Origin of the sequence: Flavobacterium frigidimaris (genome assembly GCF_002217275.1) — a bacterium.
In the GTDB taxonomy this organism is placed as follows: Bacteria; Bacteroidota; Bacteroidia; order Flavobacteriales; family Flavobacteriaceae; genus Flavobacterium; species Flavobacterium aquidurense.
Genome location: NZ_MUGV01000007.1, coordinates 46,709 through 66,294 on the forward strand (window position 1 = coordinate 46,709; position 19,586 = coordinate 66,294).

General features: G+C 37.2%; 9 protein-coding genes. All 9 read left to right on the forward strand.

Annotated features, from left to right (window positions below; all coding sequences use genetic code 11):
- The first annotated feature begins 176 nt into the window (after positions 1 to 176).
- Entirely contained in the window at positions 177 to 2,045 is a 1,869-nt protein-coding gene (locus B0A65_RS03210; RefSeq protein ID WP_074659672.1) for a six-hairpin glycosidase, read from the forward strand.
- A 152-nt stretch (positions 2,046 to 2,197) separates the two neighbouring features.
- Positions 2,198 to 4,948: a glycoside hydrolase family 78 protein gene (locus tag B0A65_RS03215; RefSeq protein WP_074659267.1), complete on the forward strand. Its 2,751-nt coding sequence runs from the start codon at positions 2,198 to 2,200 to the stop codon at positions 4,946 to 4,948.
- A gap of 532 nt (positions 4,949 to 5,480) precedes the next feature.
- Positions 5,481 to 6,896: an alpha/beta hydrolase family protein gene (locus B0A65_RS03220; protein ID WP_074659268.1), complete on the forward strand. Its 1,416-nt coding sequence runs from the start codon at positions 5,481 to 5,483 to the stop codon at positions 6,894 to 6,896.
- A gap of 125 nt (positions 6,897 to 7,021) precedes the next feature.
- Positions 7,022 to 9,487: a glycoside hydrolase family 95 protein gene (locus tag B0A65_RS03225; protein WP_074659269.1), complete on the forward strand. Its 2,466-nt coding sequence runs from the start codon at positions 7,022 to 7,024 to the stop codon at positions 9,485 to 9,487.
- Between the two features lie 232 nt (positions 9,488 to 9,719).
- Complete coding sequence (locus B0A65_RS03230) at positions 9,720 to 11,282, forward strand: MGH1-like glycoside hydrolase domain-containing protein (RefSeq protein WP_074659270.1); 1,563 nt, start codon at positions 9,720 to 9,722, stop codon at positions 11,280 to 11,282.
- A 172-nt stretch (positions 11,283 to 11,454) separates the two neighbouring features.
- Positions 11,455 to 14,202, forward strand: a complete 2,748-nt coding sequence (locus B0A65_RS03235; protein ID WP_074659673.1) for a glycoside hydrolase family 78 protein — start codon at positions 11,455 to 11,457, stop codon at positions 14,200 to 14,202.
- Positions 14,203 to 14,339: 137 nt separating this feature from the next.
- Positions 14,340 to 15,485, forward strand: coding sequence for a sialidase family protein (locus B0A65_RS03240; RefSeq protein WP_074659271.1), 1,146 nt, complete (start codon positions 14,340 to 14,342; stop codon positions 15,483 to 15,485).
- Between the two features lie 158 nt (positions 15,486 to 15,643).
- Entirely contained in the window at positions 15,644 to 16,534 is an 891-nt protein-coding gene (locus B0A65_RS03245; protein WP_083370420.1) for a sugar phosphate isomerase/epimerase family protein, read from the forward strand.
- 258 nt (positions 16,535 to 16,792) lie between these two features.
- Positions 16,793 to 19,525, forward strand: a complete 2,733-nt coding sequence (locus B0A65_RS03250; protein ID WP_074659273.1) for an alpha-d-galacturonidase — start codon at positions 16,793 to 16,795, stop codon at positions 19,523 to 19,525.
- Positions 19,526 to 19,586: the final 61 nt, after the last annotated feature.

Below are 19,586 nucleotides of genomic sequence, written 5' to 3' on the forward strand. Positions count from 1 at the left end.
AAATCTGCGAGAGTAATTTTTTCACGCAGATTTGGCAGATTAAGCAGATAAAAGAAATAGTTAGAAAAATTTCACGCAGATTTAAATTGATTGAAGCAGATCAAAGCAGATTTTTAATATTATCTGCAAAATCAGCTAAAATCTGCCAAATCTGCGTGAAACAAAAAACATATACAATGATTACTTTCCAAAACATAAAAACCAACATCATAACTACAGCTGCAATTCTATTGAGTTGTACAGCTGTAAATGCTCAAAACGATACAATACGTTATGTTGGCAAAACACTTTCAAATGTCGATTATCATCACGGGCAATTGAGTCCGGCGGTGGGCGTTCATGCAACGCAGATCATGCGTGCCAGCAGAGAACATCCTGAAAAAGCAGATGGTTTTGGCTGGACGTACAACCACCAACCAATGATGGCGTATTGGAATAATACTTTCTATTTACATTATTTAAGCGATCCATCCGGAGAACATATTCCGCCAGGGCAGACCTTTATGATGACTTCCAAAGACGGAGTGACATGGACAAAACCTCAGATTCTTTTCCCGATTTACCATGTTCCTGACGGATTTAAAAAAGAAGGTGTTGAAGGTGTGGCTAAAAATTTAGATGCAGTAATGCACCAGCGTATGGGCTTTTATGTTTCATCAGATAACCGATTGCTTGCGGTGGGTTATTATGGAGTGGCACTAGACAAAAAAGACGATCCAAATGACGGAAAAGGAATTGGTCGTGTAGTAAGAGAAATTTACAAAGACGGAAGTTATGGTCCGGTTTATTTTGTTCGTTATAATAAAAACGGAAATCCGTTGCCGACAACATTTCCATTTTATACCAAAAGCAAAGACAAGAAATTTATCAAAGCTTGCGATGAAATGATGTCTAAACCTTTATTAATGCAACAATGGGTGGAAGAAGCGGACAGAGATGACGCTTTGATTCCGTTAAAAAAACAATACAAAGCCTTCAATTATTACCATTTACCAAACGGAAACGTAGTTGGTTTATGGAAATTTGCCCTGACTTCGATCAGTGAAGACGATGGAAAAACATGGCAGTATACGCCAACAAGAGCGCCGGGCTTTGTAAACAGCAATGCTAAAATATGGGGACAAAAAACATCTGATAATCGTTATGCAACCGTTTATAATCCATCAGAATATCGTTGGCCATTGGCAATTTCTACCAGCGATGACGGACTGAATTACAAAGATTTATTGTTGGTTCACGGAGAAATTACACCAATGCGTTATGGTGGAAACTATAAATCTGCGGGTCCGCAATACGTTCGTGGAATTTTGGAAGGAAATGGAACTCCGCCTGACGGAAAACTTTGGGTAGGTTATAGTGTAAACAAAGAAGATATTTGGGTGGCTTCGATTCCGGTTCCGGTAACCAGCGAAGTGAAAGAAAATGTGAATGATGTTTTTAATGATTTACCTAATGGTGAAGAATTGAAATTATGGAATACTTATGATTTATCATGGGCCTCTACGAAAATAGAAAAGAAAACAGATGGCGTAAAATGGTTAACGTTAAGGGATCAGGATTATTTTGATTATTCGCGTGCCGAGCGTGTAATTCCGTTTGCACAAAAAATGGAAGCAACTTTTACAGTTAAGCCGGAACAAAATAATCATGGTTTACTGCAAATCGAATTTCAAAACAAACAGGGTTTACCGGCAATTCGTTTGGAGTTTGATTCGGATGGAGAATTAAAAGCGAAAAATGGTGCCCGTTTTGGCGGACTTACAAAATACGAAGCTGGAAAAGAGTATACGATAACAGTTAAATTAGATGTTACTTCTCGTTCGTATACGGTAAAAGTAAATGACGGTAAAGAAACCAATAAAATATTTTATGCGCCGGTTGATGGTATTTCGCGCATTATGTTTCGCACAGGAGATCAGCGTTACACACCAAATGCCGATACAGAACCAGATACGCCAGATTTTACTGATTTACCGGATACAGGAAAATTAATTCCGGAAGCGGTATTTAATATTAAATCATTGGTGACAAAAAGTTATAAATAGAACACGGATGACACGGATTTACTTCGTAAAAACGCGGATAAAAACCGATTTTTTAAATATTAATTAGCAAAGTGAATAAAAAATCCGCGTTAATCTGCGTCTTCGCGAAAGCGAATCCGTTTCATCCGCGTTCTAATTCTCAACAATAATAAATGAAGAATTTAAAAAACATATTATTCCTCTTTTCTCTTCTAGTGACGTTCATTTCAAATGGACAAATTGCTACTGTACATTTGACTTGTGAAATGACAGAAAACCCATTGGCTGTTATTCAAAAACAACCCAGATTAAGCTGGCAATTGGTTTCAAAAGAATATAGTTCATCACAAATCGGGTATCAGATTTTAGTGGCTTCTTCTGAAGAAAAACTGAAAAATGACTATGGTGATATCTGGAACAGCGGAAGAGTAAATTCCAGCAAAAATTTGCAGATTGCTTATGGCGGAAGTCCTTTAAAAACCGAAACCAAATATTTCTGGAAAGTGAAAGTATGGAATCAAACAGGTAAACTTTCTAAATGGAGTAAAACTGCTTTTTTCAGAATTGCACCAGATGAATCCGACTTAAATCCAACCTGGATTGGGGCGATTACAAAAGCCGATAGTCATTTGCCAGAAGGCAGAAATTTTCATTCTGCAACGTATAAAAGAGAGAAAAAAGATGCCATAATCAATGCCTCAGATTCACTTTCACGCAGAAGTATCATGCTTCGAAAATCATTTACTGTTGCTAAAGAAATTAAGGAAGCTATAGTTTATATTTCGGGATTAGGGCATTATGAATTGACGCTTAACGGAAAGAAAATCGGCAATAGTGAATTTGCTCCTTTATGGACAGATTACGACAAAACCGTAAATTATAATACCTACGAATTATCGGCAGCCGAATTGCAAAAGGACGAAAATGTAATTGGCGTGCTGCTAGGAAACGGAATGTACAACACACTGGCAGAAAGATATACCAAGTTTTTTGTAAGTTTTGGTCCACCGACTTTATTCTTCAAAATGAAAGTGACGTATAAAGACGGTTCCGAAGAAATCATCAAATCAGATCAAAGCTGGAAATACAGCAAAAGTCCGATTACATACAACAGTATTTTTGGAGGTGAAGATTACAACGCCAACTTAGAACAAAAAGGCTGGAATTTGAAAGGATTTAACGATGCAAACTGGAAACCAATTATGGTTCAGGAAGCGCCAAAGGGAGTTTTAAGAGCACAGACTGCACCGCCAATTACGATTCAGAAACGCTATGACATAAAAGAAGTAAAAGAGTTGAAACCTAACTTTTATGTTTTTAATATGGGACAAAATCTATCCGGATTTCCAACCATAAAAGTAAAAGGAAAAAAAGGGCAAACCGTTCGCGTTTGGGTCGGTGAAGGATTGAACGACGACGGAACAATTGGTCAGGGAAGATCCGGCAAACCATACTATTACGATTATACTTTAAAAGGCAAAGGCGTAGAAGAATGGCAGCCGAAATTCAGTTATTACGGTTTTCAATATGTTCAGATTGAAAATATCAATTATGAGAAAAGCGAAGATAAAAATCTGCCGACGCTGGTAGATTTAAAATCGAATTTTATTTACAATTCGGCAGGAGAAGCGGGAACTTTTGAGTCTTCAAACGTAATTTTCAATAAAGCACACGAACTGATTAATAACTCCATAAAAAGTAATTTTCAGAGTGTTTTTACTGATTGTCCGCAACGCGAAAAATTAGGTTGGTTAGAAGAAATTCACTTAAACGGACCCGGATTAATGTTCAATTATAATCTGGAAAGTTATATTCCGGCGATCATGCAAAACATCGCAGATGGACAAAGAGAGGATGGTTTAATTCCGACTATAGTTCCTGAGTATGTAGTTTTTGGAGGCGATTTTACCGATTCTCCGGAATGGGGCGTAACCGGAGTAATTTTGCCATGGATGTATTATGAATATTACGGCGATGCTTCCTTATTAGAGAAATATTATCCGGTAATGAAAAAGTATGTTGATTATTTAGGGACAAAAGCGACGAATCATATTTTGTCGTACGGTTTAGGAGACTGGTACGATTACGGGACGCACGCAGCAGGATATTCAAAAAATAGTCCGATTGCACTTTCAGCCACTTCGCATTATTTTTATGGAGCGAGTTTGGTGGCAAAAGCAGCAAAGTTGTTGAGTAAAACAGAAGATATTTCGAAATATGAAACTTTAACTTCTGATATAAAAACGGCTTTCAACGCGGCATTCTTCAATCCGGAAACAAAACAATATGGCACCAACAGCCAGTTTAGTAATGCTGTTCCGGTTTATATGGATATTGTAGAACCGCAGTATAAAGCGGCTGTAATGCAAAATTTAATGGCAGATATAAAAGCAAAAGGCGACCGATTAACCACAGGTGATGTTGGAAATCGTTATTTGTTTCAGGCTTTGGCTCAAAATGGCGAAAACGAAATGATGTACAAAATGAACAATCATTACGATGCGCCGGGTTATGGTTTTCAGATAAAATTTGGATTAACGACTCTAACGGAACAATGGGATCCGCGAAAAGGAAATTCATGGAATCATTTTATGATGGGACAAATTGAAGAATGGTTTTATCAAAGTTTGGCCGGAATTGTTCCGGACAATAAAAAACCAGGTTTCAAACATTTCTTTATTCAACCGGAAGTGGTGGGTGATATGACTTTTGTGAAAGCAACTTACCAATCGATTTATGGAGATATTGCTTCGGCATGGGAAAAGAAAGAGGGAAAATTGATTTTGAAAGTGGAGATCCCGGTGAATACATCAGCCACAATAAAATTGCCTGTTTCGAAAAATACAGAAATAAAAATCAACGGAAAAGTTGCTAAAAATTTAGAATTAGGTTCTGGGAAATATACAATTGAATGTAAAATATAGAACGCTGATGACACGGATTTACTTCGTAAAAATGCGGATTTAAACGGATTTTTAAATTTTTTATCCCGTAGGGATTTAATGTTGGTAGAGAAAAATTGTCTGAGTTATTTTGTCCCGTTAGGGACTTAACAAAAGATCGAAATTTATATAGTCCCTAACGGGACAAATGAAAGGTAGGGGTTATTGGTCTACCGATATAAGATCCCTACGGGATAAAAAACGGATTTTTAAATTTTAGTACCCCGTAGGGATTTAATGTTGGTAGAAAAAAAGTTGTCGGAGTTATTTTGTCCCGTTAGGGACTTAACAAAAGATCGAAATTTATATAGTCCCTAACGGGACAAATGAAAGGTAGGGAATTATTAGTACTACCAATATGAAATCCCTACGGGATAAAAAAAATGCTTTTAGAATAATAGAATAAAGTAATAATACATTTAAAAAAATAAAAAAAATCCGCGCAAATCCGCGTCTTCGCTTTAGCGAATCCGTGTTATCCGCGTTCAATCTAAGCTTGTTAATACACAATAAAATGATGAAAATTAAAATATACCTATTATTATTCTTTACTGCGACATTTGCAAATGCGCAGGTAACATCTGATGAAAACTTTAGAAAACCAGTTTCAGAAACCCTGAAAAAGATCGAAACTATTTTTCATGTTACCATTAATGACGACAGAGGTTTATTAAAAGGAAAAGAATTAGATTATGCAGATTGGAGAATTGAGCCGGGTAATTTGGCGATTTCCTTAACGAACATTTTAGCGCCTTTTGAGTTGATGTATTTCAAACAACCCGACGGAACTTATATTATCAGAAAATATGAAAACCATAAAGTTTCGGTTGATAAGGGAAGAGAGCGTTTAGATTATTTGACTACTTTATATTCGAATGTATCCGAATGGGAAAAGCGTAAAAAAGAAATTAAAGCGTGTATGATTACGTCTTTTGGTTTGGATAAAGCACCACCAATGCCGAAATCAAAACCAACTTTAACACCAAAAAGAATTTACAAAGATTACAGTGTCGAAAATATAGGTTTGGAAATTTTGCCAGGCGTTTATGCAACGGGTTCGATTTACAAACCCTATCCTTTAAATAAAAAAGCGCCGGTAATCTTAACGCCTGACGGACATTTTGGAGACGGAAGATATAGAAAAGACGAACAATACCGTTGTGCGATGATGGCCAAAATGGGAGCAATTGTAGTGAGTTATGACTTATTTGCCTGGGGAGAATCATTATTGCAATTCCCGGAACAAACTCACAGAAATAGTATTGCATCGACGGTTCAGGTTCTAACCGGAATCCGTTTATTGGATTATTTGTCAACTCAAAAAAATGTTGACATGACGCGCGTTGGTGTAACCGGAGGTTCTGGCGGAGGATCGCACACGATGTTTTTAGCCGCTTTGGATGATAGGATTACAGTTTCTGCTCCGGTGGTAATGGTTTCTTCTCATTTTTCGGGAGGTTGTCCTTGCGAGAGCGGTCGTGGAATTCATCTGTGTGGAAACGGAACCAACAATGCTGAAATCTCAGCGATGATGGCGCCAAAACCACAATTAATTGTTTCGGATGGAAAAGACTGGACATTGGCAGTTCCGGAATTGGAATTCCCTTTTATTCAAAGAACCTATGAATTGTATGGTAAAAAAGATATGGTAGAAAATGCTCATTTTGCTAATGAAGGGCATGATTTTGGAGTTTCAAAACGTATGGCTTTGTATCCGTTTATGGCGAAATATTTAGGTTTGGATTTGAACAAAGTTAAAAATGCAAAAGGCGAAATCGACGAATCGACTTGTGTGATTGAACCGTATGACAAATTATATGTTTTTGGAAATAAAACCGAAAATTTACCTAAAAATGCTTTGAAAGATATCGACAAATTATATGAAATGTTTGGCGAGAAGAATAACAAGATTTATGAAGTTAAAAAGTAAGATAAAAAAAGATAGCCACGAATTCACGAATTATTTTTTAATCTGTGGCTATAGTAATTTGAGAAATTAAACGCAAAGAATAATTAGAGTCAATTCGTGAATTCGTGGCGAAAGAAAAATATATTATGAAGTTAAGAAATAAAATAACTGCGATTTGTTTTGGAATTTTTTCGTTTGCAGCAACGGCGCAAACCAACAACGAATTAAAACTTTGGTACGATAAACCTGCTGCGATCTGGAATGAAGCATTGCCTTTGGGAAATGGTCGTTTGGGAGCAATGGTTTTTGGAGATCCTGCGGTGGAGCGTTTGCAATTGAACGAAGAAACCATTTGGGCGGGTTCACCAAACAGCAATGCGCACAATAAATCCATAAAAGCTTTGCCCATTGTTCGTCAGTTGATTTTTGATGGAAAATTTGATGAAGCACAGGAATTGGCGACGCAGGATATTATGTCGCAAACCAATGACGGAATGCCGTATCAAACTTTTGGGAGCGTTTATATTTCGTTTCCGGGACATCAAAAATATACCAATTATTACAGAGATTTAGATATTTCAAATGCTACGGCAAAAGTAAAATACAGCGTAAATGGCGTTGAATTTACAAGAGAAATTTTGACTGCGTTTTCAGACCAAGTCATTGCGGTGAAATTATCAGCCAATAAACCGGGACAAATTACATGTAACGTTTTCATGAACAGTCCTATTGATAAAACCGTTTCTGCGTCAGAGGGAGATCAAATTTTGCTTTCGGGAATCGGAACTAATTTCGAGAATCAAAAGGGTAAAGTTAAGTTTCAGGGAAGATTAGTTGCGAAAAATAAAGGTGGAGAAGTTTCTTCAAGCAACGGAGTTTTAAGCATTAATAAAGCGGATGAAGTAACACTTTATATTTCGATCGCGACCAATTTCAAAAATTATCAGGATATTTCAGAAGATGAAGTGGCGAAGAGCCAAGGGTATTTGGCGAAAGCCGAAACCAAAGATTTTGAAACCATCAAAAAAGATCATATTGCCTATTATCAAAAATTCTTCAACAGAGTTTCTTTTGATTTAGGAACAAACGATGCGGCGAAGAAACCAACAAACGAAAGAATCAGGGATTTCTCAAAACAATTCGATCCGCAATTGGCTTCGTTATATTTTCAATTTGGACGTTATCTTTTAATTTCAAGTTCACAACCGGGTGGTCAGCCTGCGAATTTACAGGGAATTTGGAACGATATGGTAACGCCGCCGTGGGACAGTAAATACACCACAAATATTAATGCCGAGATGAATTATTGGCCGGCAGAAGTAACCAATCTTTCAGAAATGCACGAGCCTTTTATTCAAATGGCAAAAGAGTTGAGCGTTACCGGTCATGAAACAGCAAAAATGATGTACAATGCAAACGGTTGGGTTTTGCATCACAACACTGATATTTGGCGTGTAACCGCTCCGGTAGATTCTGCCGCGTCTGGAATGTGGCCAACTGGTGGCGCCTGGGTGAGTCAGGATTTATGGGAAAGATATTTATACTCAGGAGATAAAAAATATCTGGAAGAAATCTATCCGATCATGAAAGGTGCAGCCGAGTTCTTTTTAGATTTTATGATTATCGATCCGAATACAGGATATTTGGTGGTTGTTCCTTCAAGTTCTCCGGAAAATACACATGCGGGTGGAACTGGAAAAGCAACCATTGCTTCGGGAACAACCATGGACAATCAACTGGTTTTTGATTTGTTTACGCATGTAATCGAAGCTTCAAAATTGGTTGCTCCGGATGAGAATTTCAATAAAAAGCTAACAGAAGCTTTGGCAAAAATGCCACCAATGAAAATTGGAAAATACAGTCAGTTGCAGGAATGGCAAACCGATTGGGATAATCCGGAAGACAAACACAGACACGTTTCACATTTATACGGTTTGTTTCCGAGTAACCAGATTTCGGCAACCAAAACACCTGAATTATTTGAAGCTGCCAAGAACTCATTAAATTACAGAGGTGACGAATCTACAGGTTGGTCAATGGGTTGGAAAGTGTGTTGGTGGTCGAGATTATTAGACGGAAATCACGCGTATAAATTGTTACAGGACCAAATGCATTTGGTTACAGCAGAACAAAGAAAAGGAGGAGGAACGTATCCGAATATGTTAGATGCGCACCAACCGTTTCAGATTGATGGAAATTTTGGATGTACGGCCGGAATTGCCGAAATGTTGATGCAAAGTCAGGAAGATGCGATTCATTTATTGCCTGCTTTACCAAGTGTATGGAAAGATGGAAGCATTAAAGGCTTAATATCACGAGGTGGTTTTGTAATTGATATGACCTGGAAAAACAATAAAGTTTCTGAGCTAAAAATTTATTCTAAAATAGGAGGAAACTGTCGCTTGAAAGTAGAAAATACTTTAACTGCCGGAAAAGGAACATCCATTAAAAAAGCAAAAGGGAAAAATCCGAATCCGTTGTTTTATGATGTAGAAGTGAAAAAACCGATTATTTCAGATAAAGCAAATTTGAAGAAAGTGGTGTTGCCAAATTATAATGAATATGATGTTCAGATGAAGGCGGGACAGACTTATATTTTTAAAGGGAATTAGAGAGGTTTCCTGCAAGGTTTTCAAAACCTTGTAGGTATCTCTATAGATAAAGAATGTCTGAATTGCCTCCTGCTTTAGCTGGAGGAATAAAATTTAGACAAAAGTTTTTGGCTTTAGCCGAACTACGCATTTTGGCTAAAGCCATTTAAGATCATTTATTTTGACCTCCAGCTAAAGCAGGAGGCAATTCAAAACAGAGTAGAAAAATAAAATTTGAATAATAATTCAGAATATGTTACAAAATTTCAAATACAAAATAATAGCTTTCGTAATCCTGATTGCAACTTTAAGCAGTTGCAAGTCCGGAGCAGGCCATTCAAAAAGCACTGCTGCAATTTTAAAACAGGAAAACTTCAAACATTATGTTGATTATTTCAACACGATGGAAGATGAAAATTTAAAATTTGCTATTCCGAATGATTCTGCGTGGACGTGGATAGAAAAGAATATTCCGTTGTTTGAATGTCCGCAGCAAAATTTTGAGGAAATTTATTATTTCCGTTGGTGGAGCGCGAGAAAACACATCAAAAAAACACCACAGGGATATGCGATCACAGAATTTTTGGTAGACCGTTCTTATGCTGATAAATACAATATGATCAGTTGTGCTTTGGGACATCACATTAATGAATTTCGATGGTTACACAATCCGCAATATTTAGAAGAAGATGTTCATTTATGGTTCAGAGGAAATGATGGCAAACCAATGAAAAAGCTTCGTACTTTTAGTAGTTGGACGGCTGATGCTTTGTACAATAGCTATTTGGTAAATAAAGATGATAAATTTTTATTAGACATGTATCCGGATTTAGTGGCAGAATATGCAGCATGGGAAGGTGACAGAAAACGCAAGGATGGTTTGTTCTGGCAGTTTGATGTAAAAGACGGAATGGAAGAATCCTTAAGCGGGGCCAGGAAATTCAGAAATGCTCGCCCAACGATCAACAGTTATATGTTTGGAAACGCAACCGCTTTGGCTAAAATAGCAAAGTTGAAAGGTGACACCAAACAGGAAAGTTATTTTGAAGCGAAAGCCGATACACTCCAGAGATTGGTTGAAACAAAATTATGGAATCCTAAAAGTGAATTCTTTGAAACGTTTACAGAGAAAGATACTTTAGCGCAAGTAAGAGAAGCGATTGGATTTATTCCGTGGTATTTTAATCTTCCTGAAAAAGGAAAAGGTTTTGAAAAAGCGTGGGAGCAAATTAAGGATGAAAAAGGATTTTCAGCGCCATTCGGATTAACAACGGCAGAAAGAAGAAGTCCGCGTTTTAGAACACACGGATCCGGAACCTGTGAATGGGACGGTGCAATTTGGCCGTTTGCGAGTTCACAAACCTTAACCGCTTTGGCCAATGTATTGAATAATTACGATCAAAATTTTGTGGGTAAACCAGATTATTTCAAACAAATGAATTTGTATGTAGAATCACAATATTTCCACGGAAGACCTTATTTGGGAGAATATCTGGATGAGACGACAGGATATTGGTTAATGGGCGAAAGAGAACGCAGCCGTTATTATAATCATTCGACTTTTAATGATTTAATGATTACGGGATTGGTAGGTCTACGACCAAGAGCAGATGAAAAGATAGAAGTGAATCCGTTAATTCCACAAGAAAAATGGGATTGGTTTTGTCTGGATAATGTTTTGTATCACGGCAATATCATCACGATTCTTTGGGATAAAACCGGAGAAAAATATCATAAAGGAAAAGGATTTAGAATTTTGAAAAACGGTAAGGAAATTGCGGTTTCTGAGAAATTGGAGAAGTTGGTTTCGGAGTAAATCTTAAATTATTTCACGCAGATTTTGCAGATTTCGGCAGATTTAATTTGATTTTTTTAATCTTGAATTCTATCGAAATGACAAAAGAAAAATTAAATCTGCGTTTATCTGCTCAAATCTTTTTTAAATCTGCGTGAAACAAAAATCACCGCAAAGCATTAAAAATAAAATTATGAAAAAGTTTCTTTTACATCTAACAATAATCATTTCACTTTTCACACTTTCGGCGAAAGCCCAAAATAAAATCAGCGTTACCAATTTGCAAAGCGAAATGCTGAACAATCCGGAAGGAATCGATGTTTTGCAACCAAGATTGAGCTGGCAAATTAATGCAGAGGTGAACGATGTAAAACAAACCGCTTATCAAATTTTAGTGGCTTCCACCTTAGAAAAATTAAATGCTAATAACGCCGATTTATGGGATAGCGGAAAAGTAGAAAGTAATGAAGCGGTCAATATTATTTATAAAGGAAAAAAATTAGAAAACAGACAAGATGTTTTTTGGAAAGTAGCGATCTGGACCAATAAAGGCGAGGTAAAATCAAATAATAACGCCCATTTCAGCATCGGAATTTTAACTTATGCGGACTGGAAATCGACCCGTTGGATTGGATATGAAAAATTATCGAAGGATGACAGCGTTTCTCAGTACGCGAGATTATCTGCCCGTTATTTAAGAAAAGAAATAAACCTTAAAAAACAGGTTAAAAATGCCAAGGTTTATATCATGGGAATGGGTTTGTATGAGCTGTACATTAACGGAAATAAAATTGGCGATCAGGTTTTGGCGCCCGTTCCTACAGATTATACAAAAAACGTAAAATACAATGTTTTTGATGTGACTTCGCAATTGAAAGAAGGCAAAAATATGTTGGGAACCATTTTAGGAAACGGACGTTTTTTCGCCATGCGTCAGGACTATAAACCGTATAAAATAAAATCATTTGGCTTGCCAAAAATGGCGTTGCAATTGTTTGTTGAATATACAGATGGCAGCACAGTCATAATTAGAACAGATGACAGCTGGAAAGTAACGACTGACGGACCTATTTTGTCCAACAATGAATATGATGGTGAAGAATATGATGCCCGTAAGGAAATGAAAGGCTGGAATACAACCAACTTTGATGATAAAAGCTGGGTAAATGCGAGATATGTGCAGGAACCAGGTGGTTTTTATGAAGGGCAAATGACGCCGAACATGAAAATTATGGGCGAGGTAAAACCAATTTCTATAAAAGCGACTGCGAAAGGAACTTATATTTTAGACATGGGTCAGAACATGGTAGGCTGGCTGCAACTGAGAGTCAAAGGAAAAAGCGGTGATCAGGTTACGATGAAATTTGCAGAATCTTTACAAGCTGATGGCGCTTTGTATATTGCCAATTTGCGTGATGCAAAAACCACCGATGTTTATACTTTAAAAGGAGAGGGCGAAGAAATCTGGGAGCCTCGATTTATATTTCACGGATTCCGTTTTGTTGAGGTTTCGGGATTTCCAACAAAACCAACTGTAGATAATTTTGTCGGAAAAGTGGTTTACGATGACATTAAAACAACCGGAACTTTCGAATCGTCGGATGCTATAATGAACCAGATTTTCAAAAATGCCTATTGGGGAATCAGAGGAAATTACAAAGGAATGCCAATCGATTGCCCGCAACGTAACGAGCGTCAGCCTTGGTTGGGAGACAGAACAACGGGTGCTTATGGCGAAAGTTTTCTATTCGATAATCAGACTCTATATGCTAAATGGCTGGATGATATAAAAAATGCTCAAACCCAGGATGGAGGCTTACCTGATGTTGCGCCGGCATTTTGGCGTTATTACGGTGATAATGTGACATGGCCTGGAACTTATATTACGGTTGCTGATATGTTGTACCAACAATTTGCAGATCAGGAAGTGATTAAAAAACAATATCCATACATGAAAAAATGGATGTTGTACATGGAAGAAAATTATCTGTTAAACGATTTAATGGATAAGGATAAATATGGCGATTGGTGTGTGCCGCCGGAATCCTTAGAATTAATTCGTTCAAAAGATCCGGCTCGTTTAACAGATGGCGGATTAATATCGAGCGCGTTTTATTATCAGTTGTTGGGAATCATGAAAAAGTTTGCCAAAATCTCAAACGCAGATGCGGATATTGAATATTACAATAATTTATCAGAAAGAATTAGTAAAGCATTCAATGCAAAATATTTGAATGCAGCAACGAATACCTATGCCAATAATACGGTTACAGCAAATGTATTGCCTTTGGCTTTCGGACTGGTTCCTGAAAATATAAAAGAGAAGGTTTTTCAAAATATGGTGCACGAAGTTGAGGTAACGAAAATGGGTCACATTAGTACGGGCGTAATCGGAACGCAATTTTTGATGCGAACTTTGACCAATTTTGGAAGAGGAGATTTGGCTTTCAAACTAGCCTCTAATAAAACCTACCCAAGTTGGGGATTTATGGTAGAAAATGGTGCAACAACCATTTGGGAATTATGGAACGGAAACACTGCAGATCCTAGTATGAATTCTCAAAATCATGTGATGTTGTTGGGCGATTTACTGATTTGGTATTACGAAAATATGGCCGGAATCAAGAGTAATCCTGAAACTCCGGGTTTCAAACAAATTATCATGAAACCTGATTTTGCTGCGGGACTGACTTATGTAAACGCTTCGTACGAATCCATTCACGGACTGATAAAAAGCAACTGGAAGAAAAGCAAAAACAATTTACAGTGGGATATTACTGTTCCTGCGAACACTTCAGCTTTGGTTTATTTACCAACAACAACTAGTTCAAATGTTATTTTGAATGGTAAAAAGATAATTGCTGAAACGTATAAAATCGACGGTAATAATTTGATGTTAACATTACCTTCAGGTACCTATAATGTGAGTGTCAAGCGTTAATTTTACTAATTCGGGACAGTACAGGATACATCTCTAATTTTTTAGTGTCATTTTTACACTTAATAAATATTTTTGCACGAAAAATTATGAGTAGTGCATAAAAAATCAAAAAAATTAATTCAAAAATAAAATTAAGAATGAAGATTATAAAGATAACTTTTGTCTTATTTGGTTTATTGCTTTTAGGAAGTTGTAAATCTGCATTGGAAAAAAAGACCTGGAAAGAAGGAATTTTAGTTGATGAATTTATCTATGATAAAGCGCCGTATCCATCTTGCCACGCAGTTACAATTGTCGAAGCAACAAACGGCGATTTAGTTTCATCCTGGTTTGGAGGAACGCACGAAAGACATCCTGATGTTTGTATCTATGTAAGCATCAAGCCGAAAGGAAGTGATAAATGGGGTGAAGGCGTTAAAGTTGCCGATGGCGTTATGAAAGAAGGTCCGAGATTACCAACATGGAATCCGGTTCTGTATCAAATTCCGGGTGGCGATTTAATGCTTTTCTACAAAATTGGACCAAAACCATCGGAATGGTGGGGCGTAATCAGAACTTCATCTGATGGCGGAAAAACATGGTCTGAGGCTAAAAAAATGCCAGATGGTTTCTTAGGACCAATCAAAAATAAACCTGTTTTATTAAGCAACGGAACTTTATTATGTCCGTCAAGTATCGAAGGTGATGGATGGAGACTTCGTATGGAATCGACTCCTGATTTTGGAAAAACGTGGGTAATGGGCGATACGCTTCCGAGAGGAAAGCAAAAAATAAATGCTATTCAGCCCAGTATATTATTCCACAAAGATGGCAGTATTCAGGCTATTGGAAGAACCAGAAACAGAGCGATCTTCAGTACGTTCTCAAAAGATAACGGAAAAACATGGTCTGATGTAGAATTGATCGGACTTCCAAATAACAACTCAGGAACCGACGCAGTAACGCTTAAAAACGGAAAACACTTATTGGTTTACAATCACGTATTGCCTCCGGGAACGGAAGCAAAAGGGCCAAGAACACCTTTGAATGTTTCGATTTCGGATGACGGAATTAATTGGAAGGCGGCTTTGGTTTTAGAAGATTCAAAAATCAGTCAATATTCCTATCCATCGATAATTCAGAGTTCTGACGGAATGGTGCATATTGTTTATACGTGGAGAAGAGAAAAATTAAAATATGTAAAAATCGATCCAAGTAAATTAAAAGCACTTCCAATCAAAAACGGAATCTGGCCTGGAGACGAAAACAAAACCGTAACAGCAGTTAAGGCTGAAGAGGAATAAATAAAATTTTGCCACAGATTAAAAGATTAAAATGATTTTTTTATTCTAGTTAATCTCCGAAATCTCCGAGAAAAAATTTACTCTCGCAGATTTAGCAGATTTAGCAGATTTTTTTAATCATTAAAATCCTTTAATCTGTGGCAATAAAAAAAATAAGCATGAAGTCATTTTTAAAACAATTGTTCGTTGTAATGTTTGTTGCTTTGTCGACAACATTTACTAGCTGCGCCACAGCTCAATCATCAAAAAATAAACAGCAATATAAAGTTGCGGTTTGTGACTGGATGATTTTAAAAAGACAAAAATTAGGTGCTTTTGGTTTGGCTAGTGAAATCAAAGCCGACGGAATAGAACTGGATATGGGAGGTTTAGGAAAAAGACCAACTTTTGACAGCAAATTGGGCGATCCGGTGGAAAGACAAAAGTTCTTGGATAAATCTAAAGAATTGGGAGTGGGAATCAGTTCTATCGCCATGTCCGGATTCTATGCACAGTCTTTTGCGAAAAGAGAAACCATCGAACCCATGATCAATGATTGCGTGAAAGCAATGAAAGACATGAAAGTAAAAGTGGCTTATCTTCCGTTGGGAACAGAAAGTGATTTGGTTAAAAATCCGGAATTGCGTCCGATTGTTATTGAAAGACTAAAATGGGCAGGCAAACAAGTAGGGAAAATTGGAGGCGTAATTGCTATTGAAACTTCACTGAATGCTACCGAAGAGAAAAAACTTTTAGAAGAAATTGGTTCGAAACACATTAAAAGCTCTTTCAATTTTGCGAATGCAGCAGATAACGGAAGAGACATTGCATCGGAACTAAAAATATTAGGCAAAAAACATTTGGCACAAATTCACGCTTCAAACACCGATAAAGTTTGGTTAGAAAATGATACGATGATCAACATGCCGGAAATTAAAAAAACGCTGGATGAAATGAAGTGGAGCGGGTGGTTAATTGTAGAGCGTTCAAGAGATGTAACACAAGTGCATAATGTAAAAGTCAATTACGGTGGAAACGTAGCGTACCTAAAAAACATTTTTCAGAATTAAAAGTTATTTAGCCACAGATTACAGGATTAAAAGGATTTTATAATCTGTGTAAATCTTTTAATCTGTGGCAAGAATAATTTCAGGAATAAATCAAAATACAGTGCTGAATATGTAAAAGTTAAACAGTACCGTTCACACTTTTTAATCTGCGTTTATCTGCTTAAATCTGCCCAATCTGCGTGAAATAATTGCACGCAGATTTACACAGATTTAAGCAGATTTGGCAGATTTAATATTTAAGAATAAAATTACAATACCATGAAATACTTCAGCTTACTTTTTTTATGTTTTTACGCCACTTTCGCAACAGCGCAAAATATCACTATTGTTAGTGATCCAAAATCGCCAAGAGCTCAGTTTGGAGTTGAAAAATTATCTGAAATAGCATCAACTAAAGGATTCAAAGTAATTGTTACAGATAAAATAACTAAAAACTCAAAAGACAAAGTCATTGTTATTGGCGAAAAAGGAACGGAGTTTTGGAAGCAAAATTCAAAAGCTGCCAAAATCGACGATAGTCAATTAATCAAGAAAGAGGGCTTTCAAATCCGTACGCAAAAAAACATCATTTATATCGAAGGAACAGATGCAAGCGGAACTTTGTACGGCGCAATGGAATTGGCAGACCGAATTAAAAGTGCAGGACAACTTCCGTCAGAAATTAATATTGACGACAGTCCGGAAATGGTATTAAGAGGTGCCTGTATCGGAATGCAGAAACCAGTTTACCTTCCCGGACGTGATGTTTACGAATATCCGTATACACCTGAAACTTTTCCGTGGTTTTACGATAAAAAGCTATGGATAAAATATCTGGACATGCTGGTAGAGAACAGAATGAATTCCTTGTATTTATGGAACGGACATCCATTCGCCTCTTTGGTTAAATTGAAAGAGTATCCGTTTGCCGTTGAAGTAAGCGACGAAGATTTCAAAAAGAACGAAGAAGTTTATAAATTTCTTACCGTAGAAGCCAATAAAAGAGGAATCTGGGTCATTCAGATGTTTTATAATATTATTGTTTCCAAGCCTTTTGCGGAGCATTATAATATGAAAACGCAGGATCGTTCGCGTCCAATTACACCTTTACTTTCAGATTATACCCGAAAATCAATTGCTGCATTTATCGAAAAATATCCAAATGTGGGCTTAATGGTTTGTTTGGGAGAAGCCATAAATACGGTCGATGATGATGTCGAATGGTTTACCAAAACGATTATTCCGGGTGTTCAGGATGGTATGAAAGCATTAGGAAGAACAGACGAACCGCCAATTATTTTACGTTCGCATGATACTGATGGACCTTTGGTGATGGAAAAATCGCTTCCATTATATAAAAACTTATACACAGAAAGTAAATATACTGGAGAATCTTTAACGACTTATACGCCAGGCGGACCCTGGGGTGAAACGCACAGACAGTTAAGTGCCTTAAAATCGATTCATATTGAGAATGTGCACATTCTGGCAAACTTAGAACCTTTTAGATATGGTTCGCCAGACTTTATCCAAAAAACGGTAAAAGCAATGCACAGCGCGCACGGAGCGAATGCATTACACTTATATCCGCAGGCGTCGTATTGGGATTGGCCATATTCTGCCGATAAAACCAAAACCGGCGAACGCTTACTCGAAATGGATCGTGACTGGATTTGGTACAAAGCCTGGGCAAGATATGCCTGGGATAGCAAAAGAGACCGAAACGAAGAGATTAAATTTTGGGATAAAGATTTAGCGGCTAAATACGGTACAGATACTGAAGCAGCAAATAACATTCAAAAAGCATACGATGAATCGGGAGAAATTGCTCCAAAAACATTAAGACGTTTCGGAATTACAGAAGGAAATCGTCAGACTTTGCTTTTAGGAATGTTCGAAAGCCAATTGGTAAATCCGGCAAAATGGCGTGTTTATCCTGGTTTCCATGAATCTTGTGGACCGGTTGGTGAATTGCTATTGGAATATTCTAAAAAAGAATGGAATCACGAACCGCATGTTGGTGAACTTCCAACTCAGATTATTGCTGAAATCACAGAACACGGAAGGCTGGCTGTTGAAGCAATCGACAAAGCAGAACCAAGCGTAACCAAAGACAAAGACGAGTTTTTACGTCTTAAAAACGATATGCATTGTTATAAGGCTTTCGCCGATTTCTTTTCAGAAAAGGTAAAAGCGGCCTTACTGGTTTTACGTTACAGCTATTCAAATGATATTTCAGATCTTGATAAAGCGCTTCCGCATTTAGAGAAAAGCATCGAATATTATGAGCTTTTAGTAAATTTAACGAAAGATCATTATTGGTACGCGAACAGCATGCAAACCGCACAACGCCGTATTCCGATTGGTGGTGATGACGGAAACAATAAAACATGGGCAGAGTTATTGCCACACTACGAAAGAGAATTGGTAAATTTCAAGAGAAATCTGGATTTGTTGAAAACATCAAAAGATGGAAAAATTGCAACCAAAGAAGGAAAACCATGGCAAACTGCAGATGTAACTTTACTAAGTGAAAGCAAAGGAACTTATGCTGTAAAAATGGGTACAAAAGTTTACGGAACACCAATTTCAGAATTGATAAAAATAGCACCTGAATTGCAAAACCTAAAAGGAATTGCTTTTGAGGAAACAGCACAAAACGAAAATGGGTCACATTTAAAATTCAAAAACACCAAAGCTGTAAAACTGGTTGTTGGGTATTTCAATTCAGATCAAAAGCGATTTTTATTTCCGCCAAGTTTAGAAACAGACGCCGCCGGAAATGCTTACGGTCAGGCCGAAGTAATTTTGGCAAGTGCCATGAATCTTAAAGAATTGCCGCGTGTAAACATTCACACCTACACCTTTCAGCCGGGAGAAAATGAATTGAATTTAGGAAAAGGAAGAGTGTTGATTTTAGGATTTATAGATGCAAACCAAACCATAACGCCACGCGATGTCGGCTATATTGATGCAGGAGAAAAAGGAGCAATTGATTGGTTGTTCTATTAAGAATAAAATTTTTAATTTGGGCGTGTCCCTCCGGGTCGGGCTTTCGGCTATATCTTTTGCT